Annotated in this window: 21 protein-coding genes; 9 read left to right on the top strand and 12 right to left on the bottom strand. The window is 63.8% G+C overall.

Going from position 1 to position 25366, the window contains the following annotated elements:
- Nucleotides 1-225: 225 nt before the first annotated feature.
- The gene (locus tag ASD45_RS11645; protein WP_056911627.1) at nucleotides 226-2472 is read left to right on the top strand and encodes a fused MFS/spermidine synthase; all 2247 of its coding nucleotides are present in this window, start codon (nucleotides 226-228) and stop codon (nucleotides 2470-2472) included.
- Nucleotides 2473-2967: 495 nt separating this feature from the next.
- Entirely contained in the window at nucleotides 2968-4017 is a 1050-nt protein-coding gene (locus ASD45_RS11640) for a helix-turn-helix domain-containing protein (RefSeq protein ID WP_056911626.1), read from the top strand.
- A 167-nt stretch (nucleotides 4018-4184) separates the two neighbouring features.
- Here ASD45_RS11640 and ASD45_RS11635 read toward each other — a convergent pair whose 3' ends face one another.
- The 7 genes from ASD45_RS11635 to ASD45_RS11605 form a co-directional block, all read right to left on the bottom strand.
- On the bottom strand, nucleotides 4185-5888 hold the full coding sequence (locus ASD45_RS11635) for an ABC transporter ATP-binding protein/permease (protein ID WP_244485458.1): 1704 nt from the start codon (nucleotides 5886-5888) through the stop codon (nucleotides 4185-4187).
- A 642-nt stretch (nucleotides 5889-6530) separates the two neighbouring features.
- The gene (locus ASD45_RS11630) at nucleotides 6531-7964 is read right to left on the bottom strand and encodes a M20 family metallopeptidase (protein WP_056911624.1); all 1434 of its coding nucleotides are present in this window, start codon (nucleotides 7962-7964) and stop codon (nucleotides 6531-6533) included.
- 32 nt (nucleotides 7965-7996) lie between these two features.
- Nucleotides 7997-8995, bottom strand: coding sequence for an ABC transporter ATP-binding protein (locus tag ASD45_RS11625; protein ID WP_056911623.1), 999 nt, complete (start codon nucleotides 8993-8995; stop codon nucleotides 7997-7999).
- A complete protein-coding gene (locus ASD45_RS11620) occupies nucleotides 8992-10020 on the bottom strand; it encodes an ABC transporter ATP-binding protein (protein ID WP_056911622.1) in 1029 nt (342 codons plus the stop codon). The genes ASD45_RS11625 and ASD45_RS11620 overlap by 4 nt, the downstream gene beginning before the upstream one ends.
- Nucleotides 10017-10952 (bottom strand): ABC transporter permease, encoded by a 936-nt coding sequence (locus ASD45_RS11615; protein ID WP_056911621.1) that lies wholly within the window; start codon nucleotides 10950-10952, stop codon nucleotides 10017-10019. The genes ASD45_RS11620 and ASD45_RS11615 overlap by 4 nt, the downstream gene beginning before the upstream one ends.
- On the bottom strand, nucleotides 10949-11926 hold the full coding sequence (locus ASD45_RS11610; protein ID WP_056912738.1) for an ABC transporter permease: 978 nt from the start codon (nucleotides 11924-11926) through the stop codon (nucleotides 10949-10951). Before ASD45_RS11610 ends, ASD45_RS11615 begins: the two co-directional genes overlap by 4 nt.
- Nucleotides 11927-11996: 70 nt before the next feature.
- Nucleotides 11997-13607, bottom strand: coding sequence for an ABC transporter substrate-binding protein (locus tag ASD45_RS11605; RefSeq protein ID WP_200949662.1), 1611 nt, complete (start codon nucleotides 13605-13607; stop codon nucleotides 11997-11999).
- Nucleotides 13608-13745: 138 nt separating this feature from the next.
- On the opposite strand from ASD45_RS11605, the gene ASD45_RS11600 reads away from it, so the two are divergent.
- The 5 genes from ASD45_RS11600 to ASD45_RS11580 all read left to right on the top strand — a co-directional run bounded on the left by ASD45_RS11600 (nucleotide 13746) and on the right by ASD45_RS11580 (nucleotide 19256).
- A complete protein-coding gene (locus tag ASD45_RS11600) occupies nucleotides 13746-14672 on the top strand; it encodes a LysR substrate-binding domain-containing protein (RefSeq protein WP_162249411.1) in 927 nt (308 codons plus the stop codon).
- 33 nt (nucleotides 14673-14705) lie between these two features.
- Nucleotides 14706-15872 carry an acetylornithine deacetylase gene (gene argE, locus ASD45_RS11595; protein WP_056911619.1) on the top strand — a complete coding sequence of 389 codons (1167 nt, stop codon included), beginning with the start codon at nucleotides 14706-14708 and terminating at the stop codon, nucleotides 15870-15872.
- Nucleotides 15873-16433: 561 nt separating this feature from the next.
- Nucleotides 16434-17237: a CHASE domain-containing protein gene (locus ASD45_RS11590; protein ID WP_056911618.1), complete on the top strand. Its 804-nt coding sequence runs from the start codon at nucleotides 16434-16436 to the stop codon at nucleotides 17235-17237.
- Nucleotides 17238-17400: 163 nt separating this feature from the next.
- Nucleotides 17401-18393: a tRNA dihydrouridine(20/20a) synthase DusA gene (dusA, locus tag ASD45_RS11585; protein ID WP_056911617.1), complete on the top strand. Its 993-nt coding sequence runs from the start codon at nucleotides 17401-17403 to the stop codon at nucleotides 18391-18393.
- A gap of 32 nt (nucleotides 18394-18425) precedes the next feature.
- Nucleotides 18426-19256, top strand: coding sequence for a sulfite exporter TauE/SafE family protein (locus ASD45_RS11580; RefSeq protein ID WP_244485315.1), 831 nt, complete (start codon nucleotides 18426-18428; stop codon nucleotides 19254-19256).
- A gap of 52 nt (nucleotides 19257-19308) precedes the next feature.
- On the opposite strand, the gene ASD45_RS11575 is transcribed toward ASD45_RS11580, so the two are convergent.
- From ASD45_RS11575 to ASD45_RS11565, 3 genes are all read right to left on the bottom strand, one after another.
- Nucleotides 19309-20010 carry a TIGR02281 family clan AA aspartic protease gene (locus ASD45_RS11575; protein ID WP_244485313.1) on the bottom strand — a complete coding sequence of 234 codons (702 nt, stop codon included), beginning with the start codon at nucleotides 20008-20010 and terminating at the stop codon, nucleotides 19309-19311.
- 7 nt (nucleotides 20011-20017) lie between these two features.
- A complete protein-coding gene (locus tag ASD45_RS11570; RefSeq protein ID WP_244485311.1) occupies nucleotides 20018-20209 on the bottom strand; it encodes a DUF1289 domain-containing protein in 192 nt (63 codons plus the stop codon).
- A 119-nt stretch (nucleotides 20210-20328) separates the two neighbouring features.
- On the bottom strand, nucleotides 20329-21921 hold the full coding sequence (locus ASD45_RS11565; RefSeq protein WP_056911616.1) for a HAMP domain-containing sensor histidine kinase: 1593 nt from the start codon (nucleotides 21919-21921) through the stop codon (nucleotides 20329-20331).
- Nucleotides 21922-22105: 184 nt separating this feature from the next.
- Here ASD45_RS11565 and ASD45_RS11560 point away from each other — a divergent pair, with 184 nt between their 5' ends.
- Nucleotides 22106-22717, top strand: a complete 612-nt coding sequence (locus tag ASD45_RS11560; RefSeq protein ID WP_056911615.1) for a glutathione S-transferase — start codon at nucleotides 22106-22108, stop codon at nucleotides 22715-22717.
- 122 nt (nucleotides 22718-22839) lie between these two features.
- Nucleotides 22840-23583, top strand: coding sequence for an MBL fold metallo-hydrolase (locus ASD45_RS11555; protein WP_056911614.1), 744 nt, complete (start codon nucleotides 22840-22842; stop codon nucleotides 23581-23583).
- Nucleotides 23584-23597: 14 nt separating this feature from the next.
- Here the strand turns inward: ASD45_RS11555 and ASD45_RS11550 are convergent, their stop codons facing one another.
- Complete coding sequence (locus tag ASD45_RS11550; protein ID WP_156380806.1) at nucleotides 23598-23813, bottom strand: hypothetical protein; 216 nt, start codon at nucleotides 23811-23813, stop codon at nucleotides 23598-23600.
- 555 nt (nucleotides 23814-24368) lie between these two features.
- A complete protein-coding gene (locus tag ASD45_RS11545) occupies nucleotides 24369-25241 on the bottom strand; it encodes an NAD(P)-dependent oxidoreductase (protein WP_056911612.1) in 873 nt (290 codons plus the stop codon).
- Between the last annotated feature and the right edge of the window lie 125 nt (nucleotides 25242-25366).

Below are 25366 nucleotides of genomic sequence, written 5' to 3'. Positions count from 1 at the left end.
ATCGGCTGCACAATCTCTTCGCACAAGCTGTGGTGGCGGCGGCGGTCATCCTGTGCTGCGCCGACCGGATGCTGAATACGCACGATCCGGCCGTACAAAAGAAAGGCGCAGGGGATTTGCAGCTCTGGTCTCTGCCTAAAAAACGAGGTGCCGAACTAAGCTCGTCTTAATACTCGGCCAGGTAGAGTTGTGGACGTAGTGCCCTCCAGAATTGGTTCCCTGGGAATGACGGTCGAGCGCTCTCGAACACCCGATAAAGTCAACACGCTGAGGCTTCTGCCCGCCCTTTACGCCGCGACTTTGTTCGTGTCGGCGCTCCTGCTGTTCTTGATCCAGCCGATGTTCACCAAGATGGTGCTGCCGCGGCTTGGCGGCGCGCCCACCGTCTGGTCCGTCGCCATGGTGTTCTTTCAGGCAGCGCTGCTTGCCGGCTACAGCTACGCGCATGTGCTGGTGCGGCGGCTGTTGCCGTCGCACGGCGCGCTCGTTCACTTCTGCCTGCTGGCCTGTGCGGCCGCGACGCTGCCGATCACGGTATCCGCGCTGTTCGGTGCGCCCCCGAGCGAAGGCACATCGATCTGGCTCATCGGGCTGTTTTCAGCATCGATCGGACTGCCCTTCGTCGCGCTCTCGGCGAGCGCTCCGCTGTTGCAGGGATGGTTTGCTGGCCTCGACCATCGCCAGGCGCGCAATCCATACGTCCTCTATGCCGCCTCCAACCTTGGATCCTTCGCGGCACTGTTCGCATACCCGGTCGTGGTCGAGCCATTTTTGACCTTGCGCGAGCAGTCGCAACTCTGGTCAACCGGCTTCGCGGTGCTTGCTGTGCTGATCGCAGTCGCCGCGGTGCTTGCCTCGCGCCATCAATCCGGTGCCCGTGCGCCCGAAGCGGCGGCGGAAGCGGCGCCGACGCCGTGGCCGGCGCGCCTGCGCTGGATGGCGCTGGCCGCGATCCCTGTCGGCCTCACCATATCGGTGACGACCTATATCACCTCGGACATCGCGTCTGCGCCCTTTCTCTGGGTGATACCCCTCGCGCTTTATCTCCTGACTTTTGTCGCCGTGTTTCGCGACCGGCCGTGGCTGTCGACCTCTACCGTCGTGATGCTGGTGCCGATCGTCGTAGCGCCATTGGCGATCGGTCTGCTCGGCGGCACAAAGCGCTACATGTTTGCGATGATCGTCGTCAACCTGGCGGCATTCGTACTACTGACTCTGCTCTGTCACGCCGAACTCTACCGGCGCCGGCCGGCGCCGGCCAAGCTCACGGAGTTCTATCTTTGGATGTCTGTAGGCGGGGTCGTTGGCGGACTATTCGCGGCGCTTGCCGCGCCGCATTTATTTTCGATGCCCTACGAATATCCAATTCTGATCGTGCTCGCTCTCATGGCTATGCCGGGTATGTATGTCGAGGGCCGATACAAGCTTGCCCGCGAAATTGCTCCGCCTCTGGTATTGTCCGGTGCCGCGGTCATAGCGCGCCTGGTGTTTGACCTCGACTTGCCGGCCCAAGCCGAGCTTGCCTTCCAGATTGTGCTGATCGCAGTAGCCACCCTGATGTTGTTCCAACGCAAGCGGCCGGCGCGCTTCGCCGCGCTCGCGGTTTTCGCTTTTTTCGTCACGGCGCTCTGGCAGCCCGGACTCAACCGTGTGCATGCCGTGCGCAGCTTCTTCGGCGTGCATCAGGTTATCGACACCGCCGATGGCAAATATCGGCTGCTCTATAACGGCACTACATTGCACGGTGCCGAAAGCATCGCGGATATCGGTGGCGACAGGCCAAAACCGCTCACTTACTATTTTCCCGATGGCGCTATCGGGCAGGCCATCGAGGCGATCCGCGGCGCGCAAGGCGGGCTGTTGCGCCGCGTGGCTGTGGTCGGCCTCGGCACTGGGACACTGTCATGCCTGCGCCGCGGTGACGAACACTGGACATTTTACGAAATCGATCCGTCGGTCGTGCAAATCGCCAGAAATCCACAATTGTTCAATTTCATGAGTTCTTGCGCGCCCGACGCTCGCGTCGTGCTCGGCGACGCGCGGCTTACGCTTGCGCAATCTCATGAGACCCATGACCTCATCGTGCTGGATGCCTTCTCCTCCGACGTCATTCCGACGCATCTGCTGACGTGGGAGGCCATCGAGGGCTACCTGTCGCGTCTCGCTCCGCAAGGCGCGCTCGTGCTGCACATCTCAAATCGCTATCTTGAACTGGCAAATGTGGTCGCGGCCATCGCCGCGGGCGAAGGTCTTGTCGCGAAAGGCAAGCTTGACGTACGCGCTCCAAGCGTCCCGTGGAATTATCGGACCGACGCACAGGTCGTCGTCCTGGCGCGGTCTTCCGATACGTTACGAAATTTCGAACGCGTGCCCGGATGGGCGCCGCTTCTTGTTGATGCGTCGGTGGCGCCTTGGACCGACGACTACTCCGACATCTTCGGCGCATTGCTCCGCAGGCAGGCGGGCTGGTGAGGGCGCGGCGCTGGCCGTTCCCGCTGAGCGCGTCAATCTTCCCTGGTGCGGGATCCGCGATCGGACCCACGACCATCCCCAAAGCAAATGAGAGGAGATCGACAGCTTGTCGGAAGCGCGAAAATGCTGATCCACTATCGTGATTTCACCGGCGGCGGGGCGACTTTTGGCGGTTGCGTCGGAGTCTCCGCCATGCAACTGAGCGAACCGATCGTATTCGCACCGTATTGTACGTGACCAGTGGGCGTCGGCAGCCCTGAAGCCAGGGTATAGCTCCCCAAAGCAACGCTATAATTTGCGGTTGCGCGTGTGCCGAACCCCCACTCGATCCCAGGCGATGGCAAAGCCGCCGCCGCATAGAATGTTTAGAGACTTGCCCGTCGAGGTCACGTACAGGGCGTCCCAATTCTTGCCCCGTTATCCCGATCCCTTTATAGTTGCACGCTGGCTATAGCCGTAACCCACTGACGCAAAACTGGAACTTTGGAATTCCGGATGCCTGTCGACCCGATCCCGTTGATGGTCCTCTACACGGCAGCGCTGCCCGCAGGCAAGGGCCGCGAGATCTGGCAGCAGAGCCAGAGCCGGTTCTACGATCTGCAGGACCAGAGCGCGGCGGAAGTCTTTGCCGCCAACATCAACATCTGGAATATCAACGGCCTGATCCTGACCAGCGGTGAGTTCAGCGGCGATCGTCTGCTGCGCACCCTGCGCCGGGCGCGCAGCGACGGCTTCGACCACTACACGTTCCTGCTACACCGGCGCGGGCAATGGGTCGCCAATGACGGCGAACGCCAGATCGAGAGCGGGCCGGGCCGCATCTGCTCGATCGACTTCGCCCGGCCGATCCTGAGCGAGGTGGCCGACAATGACAGCATCACCTTGACGCTGCCGCGCGATTTCCTCGACGAGGTGCTGCCGCCGTTCGACATGCACTGTCTGTCGCTCGATGGCGTGCGCGGCAGCTTGCTCTATGATTTCCTGTTGTCGCTGCCGCCGCGCGTCGGGCAGACCAACGGTCCGGATGCGCCGCATCTGGCGCAGGCGATCCGGCATATGCTGGCGGCGTGTCTGTCGCCGTCGCGCGATGCCGCGGCGCGCGCGCAGAGCCAGATCGACGGCGTGCTGCTGCAGCGAGCCAAGAAACAAATCGACGCGCACCTGCATGAGCGGGCTTGGGGCGCACAGCATCTGGCGGCCGAACTGCGGCTGTCTCGCTCGACGCTCTATCGTGTGTTCGAGCCTTACGGTGGCGTCGCCGAATGCATTCGCCAGCGAAGGCTGGCCCGCGCCCATATCATGCTGGCCGATCTCAACGAGCGGCGGACCGTGGGTGACATTGCGCTGGCCTGCGGTTTTCCGAACGACACATCGTTCAGCCGCGCCTTCCGGCAAGCCTATGGCTATGCGCCGCGCGAAGCGCGCGAGGCTGCGACTTTCTCAGCACGGGTGCTCGGCGAGCCCGGCGGCATCGCCAAGGACGAAAGGGTCCTGGTTCAGTGGATCAATCGCCTGCGATTGCCGACAGCCCGAGTGCCGGCCTGATCGTTCCTGCTTCACGAAGCAGGGGAATGCGATCCGCTTTCCGGCGTCATAGTGTCGGCGTCGAACTCCATCATCGACGCGGCATCAGGATATCCAAGAATCGGCGGCATTGGTCGAACAACCAAAGGCGAAATGGCCGGGGGATCGCCTGAGCCCCACCACATCGATCAGACCGTGATCCAATCTACCAGCCGATGCAGCCAATGCCGCGGTGGCGGCGGCGCGACCGGCGGCTTGATCCTGAGCCGGTCACCATCTCGACCATGTACGAGCTGAAGTGTCCGGGTATGGTAGGCGGCGAGATCCGGGCGATGGCCGATGCTCAGCACTGTCGTATTCTTTAATTCGTCATCGAACAGGCTCATCATGTGACGCTGGCTGTCTTCGTCGAGCGCGGCTGTCGCTTCGTCGAGAAAAACCCAGCTCGGTTTGTGTAGAAGCAACCGTGCGAAGGCGAGGCGCTCCTGCTCGCCGAGCGAAAGCTCTCTGTCCCAGCGGTCGACTTGATCGAGTTTGGCAATCAAGTCGCCGAGATCGCAACGTTCGAGTGCTCGTCGGACGGTGGCATCGGGGAAGGCGTCGGACGCGCCCGGATAGGTCAAGGCATTGCGCAAGGTGCCGAGGGGCAGATACGGCCGCTGCGGCAGAAATGCCATGGCTTCGAGCGGCGGCGTGAGGATGGTCCCGGAGCCCCACGGCCAGAGGCCCGCCACGGCGCGAAACAGCGTCGATTTCCCGGCGCCGGTTTCGCCGGTAATCAGAACGCGTTCGCCCGGCTGGACGCTGACGCTGGCGTCCTCGATGACAATATGGCCATCCGGCAGGAGTATACGGACGCCGTCGAAAGTGAGATGACCTTCCGGATGCAGTGCGTGCTTTATTTCCGGAGAGCCGCTTTCGATCGCCGGCAGGTTGTCCAAAACTTCACGGAAACGCGCGACCCGGTGGATCGCCGCACGCCAATCGGCGAGGCGCGAGAAATTGTCGACGAACCATCGCATCGCGCCCTGCACCTGGGCGAATGCACCAGCGACCATGATCAGGCCGCCAAGGGTCAAGGCACCGCCGAAATAGGCCGGCGCTGCGACCAGGATCGGGACGACCAGCGATAACCATCCGGTGCCTGACGTGATCCAGGTCAGTTGCGCAAGGGAGGTGGATAATCGCCGCATGGTATCGACGACAGCGGCGAGCGCCGTTTCGAGATGCCGCTTTTCGTCGTTTTCCCCTCCGTGCAGGGCGATGCTTTCGCCGGACTCGTTGACCCGGACGAGGGCGAAGCGAAACTCCGCCTCGCGCGCATATCGCTCGCCATTCAGGGCAATGAGTGGCCGACCCACCAGCCAAGTCAGAATTGAACCAATCAAGGCGTAGGCGAGGGCGCACCACACCATGTAACCCGGGATGGCGATATCATAGCCTGCGACCTGGAACGTAACCTGGGCCGACAACGCCCACAGCACGCCGACGAAGGCCACGATCTGGAGCAGAGAATAGACAATCCCGGAGCCCAGATCGGCGGTGTAGTCGCCGAGCAGGCGCGTGTCCTCCTGTATTCTCTGGTCGGGGTTGTGGCCATACAGTCCCGCGAAGCTCAACTGATAAACGCGCATCGGCTTGAGCCACTCGGCCAGAAGGTGCAGCGATATCCACTCGCGCAGTCGATACTTCAGGCGTTCCTGGAGAAAAGTTTGCGCGACCGTAAGGGCAAGCAACACGGCGATGATGACAACAAACGTCCAAAGAAGATGGACGAAGGCCGAGAGGTTCTTGCGGCCGACCGCGTCGAAGAAATCTCCATTCCACTGATTTAGTCTCACTTGCCCGACCATGTTGGCAATCGTGACGACGATAGACGCGGCGAAGATCACCAAGACAATTCGTCCGCCCGGAGCCCGCCGCAACACCCGCGCGAACAAGCTCAGATCGCGCAGAAGATCGAAGCCTTGTACGGGCTTAGCCGGAACCTCGTCGGCAAATGCGGGCTTGGGGGTTGCGACGGGGATAATTGGTATGATGGGCGGTATAACTCGTGACGCTCCCGCCGCTTCCTTCGCTGAAACGTGCGGGACCGAAATAGGAGCGGGTGACGCGGGGTCAGTCGTCATTTGCGGCGCACAAGCCTGGTCCTGAGTATTCGCCGAATACTTCGAAAAAGTGTGACGTGGGACGAAGAAGACGCGTTGACCAAAATCAACGGTCCGGCGCGCGGGCACCCACCACGGGCGCAGGTTCGCTCATGAAGAATTGACTTGCGTCAAAGTAGCCGAGTTCCTGCCATGCGACTAATGAACCGCAGCTCGGAGGGAGGCGTAGAAATGGACTATCAGCGAGGTCTCGCGCGATCCGGCCACGAGATTGCGGCCCTCGTCAACGAGTTGCGATGCACTGCGGCACGCCCACTTTGTTCGCATGCTCGATCCCCGCATCGAGCAGGAGACGCGCGCGTTCGTCGGTGAGCTTGATCGCCGGTCGGGTGGTCGTCATCGCCTAGTCCTGGTCTTCGAGTTCGTCTACTTGGCTTGCGGCCGCGGCTGGATCGGCGGCTTGACGTCAGCCGGGATCGGCGAGGCGTAGGGCGTTCTGGCGAGACGCGCCTGATGGTCGGCCTTGGCTCGCGCCAGCAGGTTCGGATCGTTGAGCAGGTCGACGGCCGTTCCCGCCATCGCCTTGGCGGCATAGACCATGCCCTTCTTGGCCGCGGGCGCCTTGCCCTGGGCCGTGATCTGCCAGGAATGCCCAGGCGAACCGATGGCGTGCGTGGCGACGCGGGCTTGTACGGTCGGCACGGCCCATGAGACGTCGCCGACATCCGTCGAACCGATCATTGGCTCGCCGACCGAATCCATCGGTACGATGAAGTCACAAAGCGGCGTATCGGCGCGGGCCTCGACGCCGCAGCGCAGATAGTCACTGGCGATGTCTTCCTCGCTGAGCGTCGCCTGGATTTGAGCGGCGAATGTGCGGTCGTGGGCGTCGAAAGGGACCGGGCCAAGGCGCTCGAGGTTGGCGTGCATGGCCTCTTCCATCGCCGTATTCGGCAGGAGATTGGAAACGGCGCTCAGAATGCTGATCTCGACCTCGGTGCCGGTCATCATCGCGGCGCCCCTGGCGACGTCGATCACCCTTTCGTTTAGCGCCTTCATGGCGTGAATATCGCGCGAGCGCACCGCATAGCGGACTTTGGCGCGTGCCTGCACAACGTTCGGCGCGATACCGCCGCCGTCAATCATGGCGTAGTGGATGCGCGAATCCGCCGGCACGTGTTCACGCAGATAGTTGACGCCGACATTCATCAGTTCGACCGCATCGAGAGCCGAACGGCCGAGATGCGGCGCCGCGGCCGCGTGCGAGGCTCGGCCCTTGAAGGTGAAATCGATACGCGTGTTGGCGAGCGATTTGGCCTCGTCGACCCGCGTCAGCGCGGCCGGATGCCAGGTGATCGCGGCGTCGACGTCGTCGAACAGGCCGTCGCGAACCATGAAAGCCTTGGCGGCGCCGCCTTCCTCGGCGGGGCACCCGTAGTAACGCACCGTGCCCGGCAGCTTGTTCTCGGCCAGAAAGTTCTTGAGCGCGGTCGCCGCCAGAAGCGCGGCCGAGCCGAGCATGTTGTGACCGCAACCGTGGCCGTAGCCATTACCTTCGAGCGGCCGCGGCTCGGCGATGTTGGCCTCCTGGCTGAGGCCGGGCAGAGCGTCGTATTCGCCGAGGAAGGCAATGACCGGGCCGCCCTGGCCGGCTTCGCCGATCACCGCGGTGGGAATGCCCGCCGGCCCCTCGGTGACCGCAAAGCCCTCGTTGCGTAGCATCTTGGTGTGCTCGGCGCTGGACCTGAACTCGGTATAGGCGATCTCCGGCATGCCCCAGATCCGGTCGCTCAGCGCCTCGTAATCCTCGCGGCGGGCGTCGACGAGATTCCAGATGCTCTCGGCGTTGGTAATCGTCATGTCGTCCTCTCGTCTTGCGGCAAAGGCCGTTGTCAACTCGCGTCATTGAGATGGCAGGCGGAATAGCGGTTCGGCGCGGTTTCCTTGAGCGCCGGCCGCTCGGTCCGGCAGCGCGCGAAGGCATGCGGGCAGCGCGGATGGAAGTGGCAGCCGCTGGGCGGATCGATCGGCGAGGGGATCTCGCCCTTGATCACCGAATAGGTCTTCTTCTTCGCCTCGAACGTCGGAATCTCGGCGAGCAGCGCCTGGGTATAGGGATGATTGGGTGACGCAAAGATCTCCTCGCTGGCGCCCAGTTCCACCACGCGCCCGAGATACATGATGGCGACCCGGTCCGAGATGTGCTCGACGACACCGAGATCGTGGCTGATGAACAGGTAAGTGAGGTCAAGCTCCTCGCGCAGATCCATAAACAAATTGAGGATCTGGGCCTGGATCGACACGTCGAGCGCGGCGACGGATTCATCGCAGACGATGAAGTCCGGCTGCACGGCGAGCGCCCGGGCGATGCCGATCCGCGCCCGCTGCCCGCCGGAGAACTGGTGCGGATAGCGCTTGCGCATCGCCGGATCGAGGCCGACGCGCTGTAGCGCCGCCTCGACATAGGCGTCGATTTCGCCACGACCGGCAAGGCCGTGGACGCGCGGCGCCTCGCCGATGATCTGGTCGACGCGAAGCCGCGGATTGAGCGACGACATGGGGTCCTGGAAGACCATCTGCACCTTGAGCGCCGCTTCCTTGGCGTCCTTGCCCTTGAGAGCAGCGACGTCGCGGCCGCGAAAGCGAATGGCGCCTGCGCTTGGTGCGTACAATCCGGCGACGATCCGGCCGAGTGTGGACTTGCCGCAGCCGGACTCGCCGACCAGGCCCATGACCTCGCCCTTGCGAATTGACAGGTCGACGCCGTCGACCGCGTTCACCGTCAATTGGCGAACGCTGGCGCCGAGCAGGCGCGCCGTCCGCTCGGCCAGATCGAGCGACTTGACGAAGCGCTTGGAGACGCCGTCGATCTCGATGATCGGCTCGCTCATGTCGCCGTCTCCGCCATCCCGTCCCTGGACGGCGCCTGCCGGCGCGCATCGGCGGCCTCGTCGAGCGACCAGGGGTGGAAGCAGCGCGCCTTGCGACCGTGTAGCTTCTCCTCCAGCGCCGGCTCTTCCAGACAGGCCTCGTCGGCCCGCGCGCAACGCGGCCGGAAAGCACAGCCTTTCGGCAAGCTGCGCAGCGACGGCGGCATGCCGCTGATCTGCTGCAGCCGCGCGCCGCGCGTCTTGCCCTGCGGCACGGAAGCGATCAGGCCCTTGGTGTAGGGGTGCAGCGGCCGTTCGATGACGCGGGCCGTCTCGCCCTCTTCGACGACGCGGCCGGCGTACATCACCGCCAACCGGTCGGCGAGGCCGGAGACAATGGCAAGATCGTGCGTGATCCAGATCAGCGCGGTTCCGGTCTCGGCGCACAGCTTCTGCATCTCGGCGAGAATCTGCGCCTGGATCGTCACGTCGAGCGCGGTGGTCGGTTCGTCGGCAATGATCAGGTCCGGTTTGTGCAGCATCGCAATGGCGATGGCGACGCGCTGGCGCATGCCGCCGGAGAACTGATGCGGATAGCTCTGCATCCGCTCGTCCGGCGACGAGATGCCGACCATGACAAGCGCGTCGCGTGCGCGTTTCAGTGCCTCGGCGCGCGAAACATTCTCGTGCGCGAGCACGGTCTCGATCATCTGCGTGTCGATGCGCAGGACCGGGTTCAGCGTCATCATCGGATCCTGGAAGATCATGGCGATGCGCTTGCCGCGCAAGGTGCGCAGCATCGGCTCGCCGCCTTTCACCAGATCCTCACCGTCGAACCGAATCGAGCCGTCGACAATGCGGCCTGGCGGATCGACAAGCCCGAGCAGCGAGAAGCCGGTCACCGACTTGCCGGAGCCCGATTCACCGACCAGGCCGAGAATCTGTCCGCGCATCAGACTGAAGCTGACGCCGTCGACGGCCTTGACCACGCCATCGCGGGTGAAGAAGTGGGTCTTCAGATCCTCGATGCTGAGAAGCGCGGTCATTTCTGCAGCCTCGGATTGAACACGTCGCGCAGCCGGTCGCCGACGAGGTTAATCGCCACGATCGTCAGGACGAGCGCGATGCCGGGAAACAGACTGACCCAGTAGCGGCCGGACAGAAGGTAGTTGTATCCGTTGGCGATGAGGAGGCCGAGCGATGGCTCGGTGATCGGCACGCCGGCGCCGAGAAACGACAACGTCGCCTCGAGTGCGATCGCCTGCGCGATCTGGACCGTGGCGACCACGATCAGCGGTGGCAGGCAGTTCGGCAGCAAATGATGGAACATGATTCGGCTGTGCGACAGCGCCAGACAATGCGCGGCTTCGATGTAATCCTTGCGCGCTTCGACGATGGCCGAGGACCGTACGGTGCGGGCATAGTAAGCCCACTGCACGATGACGAGGGCAATAATGACCTTATCGACGCCGCGGCCCCAGAGGGCGAGCAGGATCAGGGCGATGAGGATGGCCGGGAAGGACAGTTGCAGATCGACCATCCTCATGATGAGGCTGTCGATCTTGCCGCCGAAATAGGCGGCCATCGTGCCGGCGGTGACGCCGATGGCGATGGCGAAGGCGAGTGACACCGTCGCGACCAGCAGGCTGATGCGTAAGCCGTAAAGGATCGCCGACAGCATGTCGCGGCCCTGTTCGTCGGTGCCGAGATAGTAGATGCCGCCGGTAGACATGCTCGCCGATCCGGGCGGCAGGCCGCCGTCGAGGACGTCGAGCTGGGCGAGGTCATAGGGATTTTGCGGCGCGATCAGCGGGGCGAAGATCGCAAGCAGAACGACGAGGGTGAAAAGAACAAGGCCGATCACCGCCAGCTTGTCTTCGAGAAAGGTATGGAGGAGGCGCTTGAACGGGCTGTCGGCGGCGAGGGGCTCTGCCGTGGCGGTCGGCGCGAGGCCGGCTGTGAGGGCGTCGTCGCTCATGCCTTCACCTGCGAAAGGCGAACCCGGGGGTCGAGAGCGGAATAGAGCAGATCGACGATGAGGTTGATCGTGACGATGATCACCACGGTCAGCATAAGGTAGGCGACGATGACGGGTCGGTCGAGCAGGTTGATCGAATCGATCAGGAGCTTGCCCATGCCCGGCCAGGCGAACACGGTTTCCGTGACGACGGCGAAGGCGATCATCGAACCGAGTTCAAGGCCCAGGATGGTCACGACCGGGATCATGATGTTCTTGAGGATGTGGACGAGAACGATGCGGGTCGAAGAGAGGCCCTTCGCCCGCGCGAACTTGATATATTCCTGCAGGCAGACCTCGCGGGTATTGGCCCGCGTCAACCGGATCACCAGCGACATCTTGAACAGCGCGAGGTTCAACGCCGGCAGAATCATGTGCCGCAGTCCGTCCAGGGTCAGGAAACTGACGCGGATGCCGAGAACCTCGACGGTCTCGCCGCGTCCGCCCGCGGGCAGCCAGCCCAGCAGAACTGCAAAGATCAGGATCAGCAGCAGGCCCTGCCAGAAGTTCGGCAGCGAAAATCCGAGAATCGAGCCGGCCATCACCGAGCGCCCGCCGATACTGTCGGGCTTCAGTCCGGCATAGACGCCGAGCGGCACGCCGATGACGACCGCCAGGATGAGCGCCGTCACCGCCAGTTCCATCGTTGCCGGCAGGCGCTGGAGAATGATTTCCATCGCCGGGCGCCCGTAGACGAAGGATGTGCCGAGGTCGCCTTGAAACAGATGCCCGACGAAGCGGGCAAACTGTTCCCATAGCGGCTTGTCGAGGCCGAGGCGCGCTGTCGTCGCGGCGATCTCGGCTTGGTTTGCTTCCGGGTTGACCAGAATGTCGACGGGGTTGCCGATGGCAAAGACGCCGATGAAGACCAGGATGGCCATCGCCGCAAGGGCGAAGAGGCTTTGCCCGATACGCCGCAAGATATAGACGATCATCATCGCCTCCGCAGGGAATAGGCCGCGCGTTCCCAAGGTATCGGGCGCGCGGCCCCGGCTGGGCGGGCGGCTATTTTGCCGCGTGGACGTCTGACGCGATCGTATACTGATCGACGCGTGCCGCGTAACTCAAGCCTTTCTTCATGGCCCAAACCGTCTGCTCATAGTGCAGCGGGATGATGCCGTAGTCGTCGAGCACCATCTTTTCGGCTTTGCCCAGCATGACTTCCCGCTTGGCATCGTCGATGGTCGACATCGCCGCTGTCAGCAGTTTGTCCATCTCGGGGTTGGAATAGCGCCCGGCATTGGTCGGGCCCATCCCCGTCTTCTTGTCGTAGGTTGCGACCAGCGACTTCAGCGGTGACGACATTTCGCCCGATGAGGCGCCCCAGCCGGCCAGGTACATCGGGAACTCCAGCTTATTGCGCCGGGAGAAGAACTGGCTCGCGGTCTGCGCGTCGACCTTGGTCTTGATGCCGATGCGCACCAGCATCTGGGCGACGGCCTGGGCGACCTGCGAGTCGTTGATGTAGCGGTCGTTCGGCGTTCCGAGTGTGATTTCGAAACCATCGGGATAGCCGGCCGCGGTCAGGAGCTCCTTGGCCTTCTTCGGATCGTATTTGTCGACGGCGCGGCCATTGGTGCCGAACATCGGTGGCGGCAGCAGCTCTCCGGCGACTTTTGCATAGCCGCCCATGATGCGCGCGACGATGGCCTCGCGGTTGATTGCCAGCGAGATCGCCTCGCGCACTCGCTTGTCGAGGAGCGGGTTCTTGCCGTTGGTTCCGTTGATGTTCGGAGCGGTCGCCTTGCTGTCCTGGAACAGCGCCAGATAGATGATACGGTTGGACAGCGCATCGATGACCTTGAAGCCGGCGTCTTTGACCCGCTTCAGGTCCTGGATCGGCGGGGATTCGATCATGTCGACGTCACCCGACAGCAGCGCGGCGATACGTGGACCGTCGCTGGTGATCGGGCGCATGGTCACTTTGTCCCAGTCCGGCTTGGTCCCCCAGTAACCGTCATAGCGCGTCAGCACCATTTCGCTGCCGCGCACGAACCTGTCGAGCTTGTAGGGTCCGGTGCCGACGGCGACAGCGGGAGAATTGAAATCGACCGACTGTGGCACCTTGCCCATGCCCTCGCACTTACCGCCCGGCTTGTAGGTGACAGTCGCGTCGGCGCCGGCCGCGTCGGCCGAGAGGATCGGCAGATTGGAAAGGTCCGTTGGCAGAAGCGGATTGGCGCCGTCCGTCTTGATCAGCACGGCGTTCTTGCCGTCGGCCGTCACGTCGAGGATGGCCGCCGTATAGATCGTAAAGGAGGAGGGGGAGTTCACGACCAGTGGCACGCGGCAATAGGTGTAGATCACGTCGCGGGGTGACAGGGCGCTGCCGTTCTGAAACTTGACGCCGCCGCGCAACGTGAAGCGCCATGTCGTGTCGTTGACGGATTCCCACTTCGTCGCCAGACCGGGCGTTACTTTCTGAAACGGATCCTGCTTGGTCAGCGGCTCGAAGATATTGAGCAGTACCTGGGTATTGGTGGAAAGTTGATGAAATTGCGGGTCCATCGACGTCGCTTCCGACTTCAGACCGATCGCAAGGTCCGCAGCTCCTGCGGAACTGCACATAGTTGCGCCGGCGAGAAGGCAGGCAAGAAGGGCGGATTTCTTCATCATTGAATCTCCTCGACGTTTCGACGGGTTCGGGAGCGCAGCTTCTGCTTTTCAACCGGCGCCATTCCGGCTCTTGGCAGCAACGTTATTATGCAGTAAATGAATTTCAAAGCGAAAAAGATATACAAAATCTGCATACATATGCCCGAAAAGTCATCAAGCGCCAAACAGGAACAGCGGCGCGCCGGCTTCACGCTGCGTGAACTCGAAGTGCTGCGCGCGCTGGTCGAAACCGGCAAGACGACCGTTGCAGGCCAGCGCCTCGGGTTGTCGCAGCCGGCCGTCAGTCGTGCGCTGGCGGAACTGGAGGCAACGCTCGGCCGCCAGCTGTTCGATCGGGTGGGGGGGCGGCTTGTGCCAAATCCCGAAGCGCTCGCCGTCAACGACGAACTCGGACCAATCTTCTCCGCGCTGACGCGGATTGCCAATCGCTCAGCCGCCGGCACCGGCTCCCATACCGGAACGCTCCGTATTGCCGCGCCGCCGACGATCGCGCATCGCTTCCTGCCGCCGATCGTCGCGGCCTTCACCAACGCCAACCCGCAGTTGGAAGTGGTCTTCGAGGTGCTTTCCAGCGACGCGCTCGTCACGAATATCGCCGAAGACCGCCACGACGTCGGTTTGACCGATACCGCCGTTTCGCATGACAGCGTGCGCAACGACCTGTTGCTCGCGACGGAGGCGATCTGCGCGCTGCCGAGCCGTCATCCGCTGGCGCGGCGCGAGACCATCCGGCTGCAGGATCTGGAAGGGCAGGCTTTCGTCGCGCTGACACGCCGCCATTCCGGCCGCACGCTGACCGACCGGCTCTTCGACAAGGCCGGCGTGCGCCGCCATATCGTGATCGAAACCGCGACGGCGGTTTCGGCGGCGGAGTTCGTGCGCGAAGGACTGGGCGTCGCGCTGCTCAATCCGTTCCCGATCGTCCACCAGCTCGGCAACGGCATCGTCGTACGGCCGTTTGCCACCGCCATCCCTTACCGGACCTGCTTTCTGACGCCCGCCAGCCGGCCGCCGTCGCTCGCCGCAGCGGATTTTATCGCGATGGTGCGCAAGAGGCTTTCATGATCGCGCGTGCGATACGTTTCCCGGAGTTCATCGATGCCTTCGCCGTCCAGTCTTGAAATCCTGCGCCGCCTTGTCGGCTTCGACACGACCAGTCGCGGCTCCAACCTCGCCCTCATCGAGTTCGTCGAAGGTTATCTCGGTAATCTGGGTGTTGTGAGCGAGCGCGTCTATGACGCGACCGGCGAGAAGGCCAATCTGTGGGCGACGATCGGGCCGGCCGACGTTCCGGGCATCATCCTGTCCGGCCACACCGATGTGGTGCCGGTCGACGGCCAGGAGTGGCAAAGCGATCCCTTCGATCTGACGGAACGGGACGGGCGTCTCTACGGTCGCGGCGCGTGCGACATGAAGGGCTTCCTGGCCTGCGTTCTCGCCGCCGTGCCGTCGGCGCTGTCGCGCGATCTCGCGCGCCCCATTCATCTTGCCTTTTCCTATGACGAGGAGGTCGGGTGCATCGGCGTCATGCGGCTGCTCGATGCGCTGAAGGCGCGTCCGAACCGGCCGCGGTACTGCATCGTCGGCGAACCGACCTCGATGGAGGTCGTCGTTGGTCATAAGGCCAAGCGCTCGGTTCGGGCGACGGTGACCGGCCGCGCCTGCCACTCTTCGCTGGCGCCACAGGGCGTCAACGCCGTCGAATATGCCGCGCTCCTGATTGCAAAGCTGCGAAGCATCGGCGCGCGTCTGGCGAGCCAGGGCAAGCGCGACGAAACTTACGACGTTCCGGTCACCACCGCCCATACGGGCAAGATCGCCGGCGGAACGGCCCTCAACATCGTGCCGGACCGATGCCGCTTCGAGTTTGAATTTCGCGTTATGCCGGGCGAGGACCCCGACGCGCTGGTCGAGGAAATCATCTCCTACGCGCGCGACACGCTGGAGCCGGAGATGCGGACCATCGCGCCGGAGACCGGGATCGCGTTCGAGGTTTTCGCTGCCGTGCCGGGGATCGAGACAGCGCCGGATGGCGAACTCACGCATCTCGTGCAGCGCTTTGCCGGCAGCAACGGCTACGCCAAGGTTGCCTACGGCACGGAGGCGGGCCGCTTCAAGGAGATGCTCGGCATCGAAACCGTCATCTGCGGGCCCGGCCGCATCGCCGAGGCGCACCGGCCCGACGAATATATCGAGGTCGCGCAACTCAAACGCTGCGACGCCTTTCTCGCCAGCCTGATCGATTGGGCGGCGCTCGCGCGCTGAGAGCGCGCAACGCGCGGAAGACTAGCGTCGTCGTTCGTCGCACATAAATGAAATGACCTCCCTTTTCCTTTAGCCTCGAAAAGAAGGTCCGAGCCTTTTGTATCCGTGTATATTTCGATTGGATTCAGGACTTCGTTATGAAGATGGAGATCATCTCGGTCTTCTCTTCATGTCGACGAGGGGCCAGAAGGTGGACAGGGCGCAGCCTAGTTATCGCTGTCATCACCGCACCAAAGTTGTCGATGTTTCTGGCGCCATACTCTGCACGCGTTGGGCGAACGCCTCAACTTCCTCCTGCAATGCACTGGGCCTCGACGAGGGGCGTCGGGTGCCGCCTTGGCTGCGACCAAGCCGAGGTTGAGGTGATGGTGATGCTGAAAATCTGAAGTATTTACCTCGTTGCCACAGGTAGAGTTCTACCAACGATACATGGATGCCGGGGCGTTGTTACCGTCAGACCAAGTATAATTGACGCACGTCAACGCCCAGCCGTCTATTCATGGCACTCGTATGGCGAGTGGCGATGTTGACGTTGGCGACGTCGCCTAACGAGGCGTTCCGATGGCCGTGGGCGACCCGAACAGCCGGACCATTCGTGCGAAGGGCGAGGCGGTCGCCACTTCAGCATCGAGCGCGCAAGTGGAGGCTGGCGATCTCCGGCGCGTCTGGCCGGTGGTGGTCATTTTCGGCCTCGGCGTTGCGTTAGTGTTGTTCACCACCGTGCTGCTGCAGCAGAAGAACGCCAGGGATGTGCGCGCTGAATTGCAGACCGAAGTCGAAGCCCGCGTACGAACCATGCAAGTGGGGTTGGGGCGCTACGAGGACGTCGTGTTCGCATTGCGCACCTATTTGGCGGGTGCCGGCGGCTTCCCGGGAACCGCCAAGTTCAACGATCTCGCCGCTGGCCTGTTGAAGCAATACGATGGCGTCCAGGCGCTGGTCTGGGCTCCCCGGGTCACTGCGGCCGCGCGGGCGGAATTCGAGGCCCATACAAGCCAGTCCGTATTGCCCGGCTACCGCATCACCGAACGCACGCAGGATGGCCGCTGGATACCGGCTGGCGATCGTGACGAGTATTTCCCCGTCGTTGGTAACAAGCAGGCCCGCGACGAACAAGCGGCGCTAGGCTTCGATGAAGGCGCAGATCCGGTCCGACGGCGGACGCTCGATCGGGCGCGAGACACAGGCCGGCCGGCCGCGACACCCGCCCATCAGTTGTTTCTGCCAGATCGCAAGCTGGAGTGGGGCACCCTTATCGCGTGGCCGGTCTACGCGGAGGCGGTGCCTCTAACCACCATCGAGGAGCGACGGGCCGCTCTCCTCGGCTTTGCGATCGGCGTCTTCCGCGCGCGGCGGCGGTCTTAAGGCGGCCTGACGCCTGTACGACATTGCGGATGCCTACCGAAAACTCGTTCTCGGCGACGAAAAGGAGCGGAAACGGTGGGAAGTGAGCGCAAATCGACAGCTTGTCGGAAGCGCGAAAATGTGGCTTAAGCCGATGATAAATCTCGGAAAAGCACCAGGATAGATGGACCGCCGCTTCGCCATTGCCCCGATGATGGACTGGACCGACCGGCACTGCCGGTTCTTCCATCGCCTCATGACGCGCCGGGCGCTGCTCTATACCGAGATGGTGACCACCGGCGCCGTGATCCACGGCGATCGCCAGCGGCTGCTTGGCTTTGCTGCGGCGGAGCATCCGATCGCCCTGCAACTCGGCGGCAGCGATCCGGCGGCGCTCGCCGAGAGCGCGCGGATTGGCGAGGGCTTCGGCTACGACGAGATCAACCTCAATGTCGGCTGCCCGTCCGATCGCGTGCAGGAAGGCCGCTTCGGCGCCTGTCTGATGCTGGAGCCGAAGCTGGTCGCCGACAGCGTCGCGGCGATGAAGGCCGCGGTGCGCGTGCCGGTGACGGTGAAGTGCCGCATCGGCGTCGACGATCAGGATCCGGAGGAGGTGCTTTTCGCATTCGCCGCGGAGGTCAGGGCGGCCGGTGCCGACGCCCTCATCGTCCATGCGCGCAAGGCCTGGCTGAAGGGGCTGTCGCCGAAAGAAAACCGCGAGGTTCCGCCGCTCGACTACGCCATCGTCCATCGCCTCAAGGACGTGCATACGGATTGGCCGATCGTACTCAATGGCGGGCTCGCCAGCCTCGAACAGGCGCGCGACAATCTCGGCAATCTCGACGGCGTCATGCTCGGCCGCGCCGCTTATCAGGAACCGTGGCGCCTCATCGGCGTCGATCCGATGTTTTACGGCGAAGCCGCGCCGGTCGCCTCGGCCAAGGCCGCGGCCGCGGCGATGATCCCGTATATCGAACGTGAGATGGCCGGCGGCGTCCGGCTCAATTCCATCACCCGTCACGTGCTCGGCCTGTTCCGCGCCGTGCCGGGCGCCCGGGCCTTTCGCCGCCACTTGTCGGTCGAGGCGGTCAAGCCCGGTGCCTCGGCCTCGGTCATGGCTGATGCGCTGGCGCGGGTGGTGGACTCAGAGGCCGATATGTCGCACATCGCCGCCTGACATCCCGCCCGTTGCCCCTGCCGGACTTTCCCATGCTGATGGGCTACCCCGCCTCAGAACTCGCCTGGCTGGCGTTGCTGATCATTGCCGGCGGCGCCGTCACCGGCGTCCTGGCCGGCCTGTTCGGCATCGGCGGCGGCGGCATCATCGTCCCGGTGCTGTACGAGGTGTTCGGCCTCATCCACGTGCCGGACGATCTGCGCATGCAGCTCTGCATCGGCACCTCGCTCGCCGTCATCGTGCCGACCACGATCCGCTCCTATCTGGCGCACAAGAAGAAAGGCGCCGTCATCCCCGAAGTGATGCGGCTCTGGTCGGTGTTCGCGGTGATCGCGGTCGTCATCGGCTCGTGGATCGCCTCGTTCGCACCCGGCGCCGTGTTCAAGGTGGCGTTCGTGGTCTTCACCATCTTCATCAGCATCAAGATGCTGTTCATCGGCGACCGCTGGAACGTCAGCAACCGGCTGCCCGGCCCGGCGCTGGTGGCGCTGTACGGCTTCATCATGGGCCTGGTGTCGTCGCTGGTCGGCGTATCCGGCGGCGCCGTTTCCAACGCCATGCTGACGCTGCACGGCCAGCCGATGCAGCGCGCGGTGGCCACTTCGGCGGGTATCGGCGTGCCGATCACCGTGGTCGGCGCCATTGGCTATGCCATTGCCGGCTGGCCGCATCTGGCGCAGTTGCCGCCGCTGTCGCTGGGCTTCATCTCCGTGATCGGCTTCGTCCTGATGGCGCCGGTGTCGAGCTACACCGCGACCTACGGCGTGCGTCTCGCGCACGCGCTGCCGCGCCGCTATCTGGAGATCGGCTTCGGCCTCTTCCTGCTGGCCGTCTCGGCGCGGTTTGTTCTGACGCTTGTCTAATGATCGCAATTCCGGACGGAAAACCGGCTTCCACTTTTCCTGGAATTGCTCGTTAAGGCGCGGCGCGCATGCGCAGCTTGTTGCCGCGCACCTCCCAGCTGTCGAGGCGGTTGAGAAAGCTCATGCCGAGCAGCGAATGCTTGAGCTGGCCTTCCTGCGCCACCAGCGCCGGCACCGCGCGCTCGATCAGCCCGCCGATGACCACACGTTCCAGCGTTACCGGCGCGGCGCGCGTACGGCCGTTGGCGGTATCGACATTCACCGAGTAATTGAGAACCTCGAGCGGCAGACCGGCTGCTTTCGCCGCTTCCTGGGTCAGCACCACCGAGCTTGCGCCGGTGTCGAGCACCATGGCAATGCGCGCGCCGTTGATATGGGCGGCGAGCGAGAAGTCGCCGTCGCGGCCGCGCACGACTTCGGCGTCCTGGCCGTGGCGCGCGACATAGCCCGGCACCAGTTCGGCGACCACGCGTTCGACCACGTCGCGCAGTTCGAAGCGATAGGTGTAGCCGATCACCAGCACCAGGCCGATCACGCCCCAGAACGCCAAGGCCTCGAGCGCCTTGCCCAGCCTTTCGCGGAACGTCACCAGCACCAGGCCGCCGACGAAGACGAGCAGCGCGATCTTGACCACCACCGAGCCTATGTCGTGGCGCAGCAGCGTGGTGATCGGGTCCGCGTCCTGGGTTGCGATCAGGATCGCGAGCGACAGCGCCGCGCCGAAAACGAAGGCCCAGGTGATACGGCGGCTCACGATGTGCTTATCCCGCGGCGCGTTTCGTGGGTGTCGTCAGGGCGGCGATGCGCTCGGGCAGCGCTTCCATGATGCGGCGGCGTTCGCCCGCGCTCATGGCCGCCCACTGCGCGATTTCCACGACCGTGCGACCGCAGCCCAGGCACTGGCGCTGCGCGGCGTCGAGCGTGCAGATTTTCACACAAGGCGTTTCGATCACTGGGTTTTCGACCGTCGAAGGCTCGGCCGGCGAAGCGGCGCGTCGGGGCGAACATAGATCGCCTTGGCGCGAACGCAATCGTCGATTTGCCGCTCGCAGGTGACAAATGGTTCGAACCGTCAGGTGCCGGCGCGGAACAGCGGCCGGCGGCGCAGGCGGCGCCGTTCCTCGTCGCTGAGGATCGGCTCGCCCGGCGGCTGCGCCTGCGGCGCCAGCGGGGCCTCGTCGGCCATCGGCGCCATCGCCGCGACCACGCGTTCCGGCGGGAACGTGACGATCACCTCGGTGCCGATGCGCAGCTTGGATTTCAGCGAGAACGTGCCGCCATGCAGATCGACCAGGCTCTTGGCGATCGGCAGGCCGAGGCCGGCGCCCTGTTCGGCCGACTTGATCGAGTTCGAGCCCTGGCCGAACGATGCCAGCACGATCGGAATTTCTTCTTCCGGAATGCCGGCGCCGGTGTCCTTGCAGCTCATGTACTGGCCGCCGGATGCGGTCCAGCCGACCTTGAGCCAGATGTCGCCGCCCTGCGGCGTGAACTTGATCGCGTTCGACAACAGGTTGAGACAGATCTGGCGGATGGCGCGCTCGTCGGCCCACAGCCGCGGCAGATCCTGCTCGTAGACCTCGTGAAGGTTGATGCCGCGGTTGGTGGCGCGCAGCTTCAACAGGTGATGGCAGTCCTCGACGATGGCGGTCAGCGACACCGACTCTTCGTTGAGTTCGTAGCGGCCGGCCTCGATGCGCGACAGATCGAGGATCTCGTTGATCAGGCCGAGCAGATGCACGCCCGAGGCGTGGATGTCGGATGAATATTCCTTGTAGGCCGCCACGGCGTGCTCGCCGAACACCTCGGACTTCATGACTTCAGAGAAGCCGAGAATGGCGTTGAGCGGCGTGCGCAACTCGTGGCTCATCTGCGCCAGGAACCGCGACTTGGAAATGTTGGCGGCTTCGGCGCGCTGGCGTGCCTCGTCCGAGATCGCTTTGGCCTGCTCGAGTTCGCCGATCAGCGCGTCCTTTTCGGCGCGCGCCTCGATGGTCGCGAGCGTCGTCGAATAGAGCCGGTAGGCCAGCATGGCGAAGTAGCCCTGCGCCGTCACCGCCATGAGCGCGAGGATATAGTTGCGCAGCGAGCCGAGCAGCATGAAGTTCAGCGCGATCGCCGCGGTGACCGGGAAGGTCGCGGCAAAGGCGGCGATCGGCAGGCTCGAGGCCAGCATGCTCGACACTGCGACCACCAGCAGCATCACGAACAGCATGAAGGTGCCGGAGGACTCGTCGGCGCCGACCGGATGAATGAGGATGAACATCCAGGCCAGACCGTAGAACAGGTCGAGCAGGATGAAGCGGAAGCGCCAGGACTTGGCATCGACCGCGGCCATCGGCAGTTCGAGGAACTGGCGGCACTTGGTCACGATGACGGCGTGGATGACGAGGACGGCCGCCGTCCAGGCGCCGGCCGCGATCGCGCCGGTCCACAGACTCGACAGGAAGCCGATCGTTGCCACCAGCAGCAGGATGACGAGCGAGGCGGAGAGGCGGTTCTGCGCGTACTGGCGCAGCAACTCGAAGTCGAAAGCCGGCCGCGTGCCCGAGGTCGAGGTCAGCCGGTCGCGCGCGTCGCGCACATATTGCGCGGCGAGGCGACGCCGCACCGGCGAGCTTTCCGGTGGCAGCGCGGTCAAGTCTGGCTGTTCGCCCGGAATCATGAATTACGACGCCACGTTACCCGGTACTTCGAAAGGCGCACCGTCGCCTAAAATCCTTAAAGCCATGCTTAAGCTGGCCACAGGGCAATCCGTTAACGCTCGTTAACCTGGCTTTGACAGCCGTGCCTCTCTGTGTTCGGGTTTGCGCGTCAAAAACAGACCATCCAGGCGGAAACCGTCCTCCATGAAGCTTTATGACGCCAAGGGCGCGCCAAATCCGCGCCGCACCCGTATATTTCTGGCCGAGAAGGGCATCGAGGTACCGACCGAGCAGGTCGATATCAACGCCAAGCAGCACAAGTCGCCGGAATTCACGGCCATCAACCCGCTGCAGCGCATTCCGGCGCTGGTGCTGGATGACGGCACGGTCCTGTGTGAATCGCTGGCCATCTGCCGTTATTTCGAGGCGCTGCGGCCGGAGCCGCCGCTGTTCGGCAAGGGGCCGCTGGAAATCGGTCTGGTCGAGATGTGGAGCCGGCGCGTCGAGAACAATCTGTTTGCCCCGGTGGCGCAGGTTTTCCGCCACCTGCACCCGGCGATGAAGGAACTGGAAGTGCCGCAGGTGCCGGCCTGGGCCGAAGCCAACCGGCCGCGCGTTTTCAATTTCCTCGAGGTGCTCGACCGCCAGCTCGCCGAACACGAATTCATCGCCGGCGAGCGCTTTTCGGTCGCCGACATCACCGCCCAGGTCACCGTCGACTTCATGCGCGTGCCGAAGCTCGTGGTGCCGGAGGAGTTGACCAACGTGAAGCGCTGGCACGCCGCGGTGTCGGCGCGCCCGAGTGCGAAGGCTTGATCGGCCTCCTGTGAGGAGAGCCGAAGGCCCGTCTCGAACCATCGAGCCGCCCCATCTTCGAGACGCATCACTAACGTGATGCTCTTCGGGATCAGGGCGGAATGAACATACGGACATAATCCATGCATCTCACCATCATCGGCTGCGGCGACGCTTTCGGCTCCGGCGGGCGCTACAACACCTGTTTCATGCTGAAGACCGCCAAGGCGACGCTGCTCGTCGATTGCGGTGCCTCCGCCATGCCGGCGCTCAATGCTCAGACCGTCGATCGCAATACGATCGATGGTATCGTGCTGTCGCATCTGCACGGCGATCACTTCGGCGGCCTGCCGTTCTTCATTCTCGATGCCCAGTTCCTGTCGCGCCGCGAGAAGCCGCTGCTGATCGCCGGTCCGCCGGGCTCCAAGGCGCGCATCGACGCGGCCATGGAAGTGTTCTTTCCGAAGTCGAATACGATGAAGTGGAAATTCCCGTGGTCGGTGCAGGAAATCCCGGTCGGCGTGCCGACCGACCTGCTCGGCCATTCGATCGTCACCGCCGAAGTCATCCACCAGTCGGGCGCACCATCGACGGCGCTGCGCCTGACCGACGGCGACAAGACCTTCGCTTATTCCGGTGATACCGAATGGACCGACGCATTGCTGCCGGTCGCCAAGGGCGCCGATCTGTTCATTTGCGAATGCTACGGCTTCGAGGGCAAGTTCAGCGGCCACCTGAGCTGGGACGTGCTCAGGCCGCGCATCGGCGATCTCGGTGCCAAGCAGACCATGGTCACGCACATGAACCCGACCATGCTGTCGCGTCTCGACGAGGTGAGGGCAGGCGGCGTGCTGATCGCCGAAGACGGATTGAAGATGGCGTTTTAGGGCGCGGGCCCGCCTCAATAAAACCCGGACTGCCCGGCGCGCTTGAGGTGGCGCAGGTCTTCCGGCTTCGGCGGCGGCTCCTTCGGCGCCACGATCGCTCTCACGATCGCGCGCCCGACGAAAAACACGACGGCGACGAACGAGGCGAACAGGGCGAGAATTTCGGCGAAAGTGACGACCGAATAGATGAAGGACATAGGCGCGACAGGGATCTCGAAGAAGGGGGACATCGCTGCCTATCGGCTGCGATCCGTTCTGGCAAGGACCTTGGGTCAGTGTCCCGGCACGCACGCTCAAAACGACGGACTTGATTTTAGTCCTTGACTATTATTCCTAGAGAACTGTAGCCTTGGCCGTCCGGTCCTGCCGGGGGCGTCATCTAGAGGCGTCTGGATCGATGGGATCGGATGCGGTGCCCGCGGGCCTGGCGAAACGCACCTCGANTGATGGTGAGCGCTACCCATCGAAAGATGGATCAGCCGCCAAAAGCGCGGCCCGGCGCCGTAAAGACACCGCGATGGAGCGCCGCGGGGCGCAGGTTCTCCGCGTCAAGGAGAGCCGCGCACCGCAAGGTGCGATCCATAAGAGCGCCTCGCGGCGCTCCATCCCCTCGACGTGTTCGAGGGTGGAAGGGGAAGGCGGCGTGACCCGCGCCGGACAAACAACAGGGCCGGCGCAGCGTTGGCTGCAAGTCTTCCCGGCTGTTTGAAAAAATTGAATACGGGAAAGTACGCGGGGCGGTTGGCGTTCACCCTCCCCCTTGCAGGGGAGGGTGAAAAGAAGAGCTACTCTCGCTCCAGCCGCGCCAGCAGCGCCGAGGTGTCCCAGCGCTTGCCGCCCATCTTCTGGACTTCGGCGTAGAACTGATCGACCAGCGCGGTGACCGGCAGGCTCGCGCCGTTCTTGCGCGCCTCCTCGAGACAGATGCTCAGATCCTTGCGCATCCAGTCCACCGCGAAGCCATGATCGAACTTTCCGGCGGCCATGGTCTTGTAACGGTTTTCCATCTGCCAGGACTGCGCCGCGCCCTTGGAGATGGTCGCGATGAGTTTTTCGATGTCGAGATCGGCCTTCTTGGCGAAGTGCAGCGCTTCGGAAAGACCCTGGACCACGCCGGCGATGCAGATCTGGTTGCACATCTTGGCAAGCTGACCCGATCCCGGCGCGCCCATCAGGTTGCAGGCGCGGGCATAGGCATCGATCACCGGCTTGGCCTTGTCGAAGATCGGCTGGTCGCCGCCGCACATCACGGTGAGGACGCCGTTCTCGGCTCCGGCCTGGCCGCCCGACACCGGGCCGTCGAGGAAGTCGAAGCCGGCCTTCTTCGCCGCGGCGTAGAGTTCGCGCGCGATCTCGGCCGAGGCGGTGGTGTGATCGACGAAGATCGTGCCCTTGCCCATGGCCGGGAAGGCGCCGTCCTTGCCGAGCGTCACTTCGTGGAGGTCGTTGTCGTTGCCGACGCAGGCCATGACGAAGTCCTGGCCCTTGGCGGCCTCGGCCGGAGTCTTGGCCACCTTGCCGCCGAACTGCGCGGCCCATTTCTCGGCCTTGGCGGTGGTGCGGTTATAGACGGTGACGTCGTGGCCGCCCTTGTTCTTGAGGTGCCCGGCCATCGGGTAGCCCATGACCCCAAGGCCCAGAAACGCAACCTTCGCCATCGCAAGTCCTCCCATCGGATTGGGCCCGGAGTTCCGGGCCGGAATCGTCGTTGCAGCCGCGACGCACGCGGCCGGCTCGGGGGCAATAGGTCATTGTGAGGCCGGGGCGTCAACCGTCTAGGTCC

This window comes from Pseudolabrys sp. Root1462, from assembly GCF_001426945.1.
Lineage (GTDB): Bacteria > Pseudomonadota > Alphaproteobacteria > Rhizobiales > Xanthobacteraceae > Pseudolabrys.
This window is presented reverse-complemented; position numbering and strand designations above follow the sequence as displayed.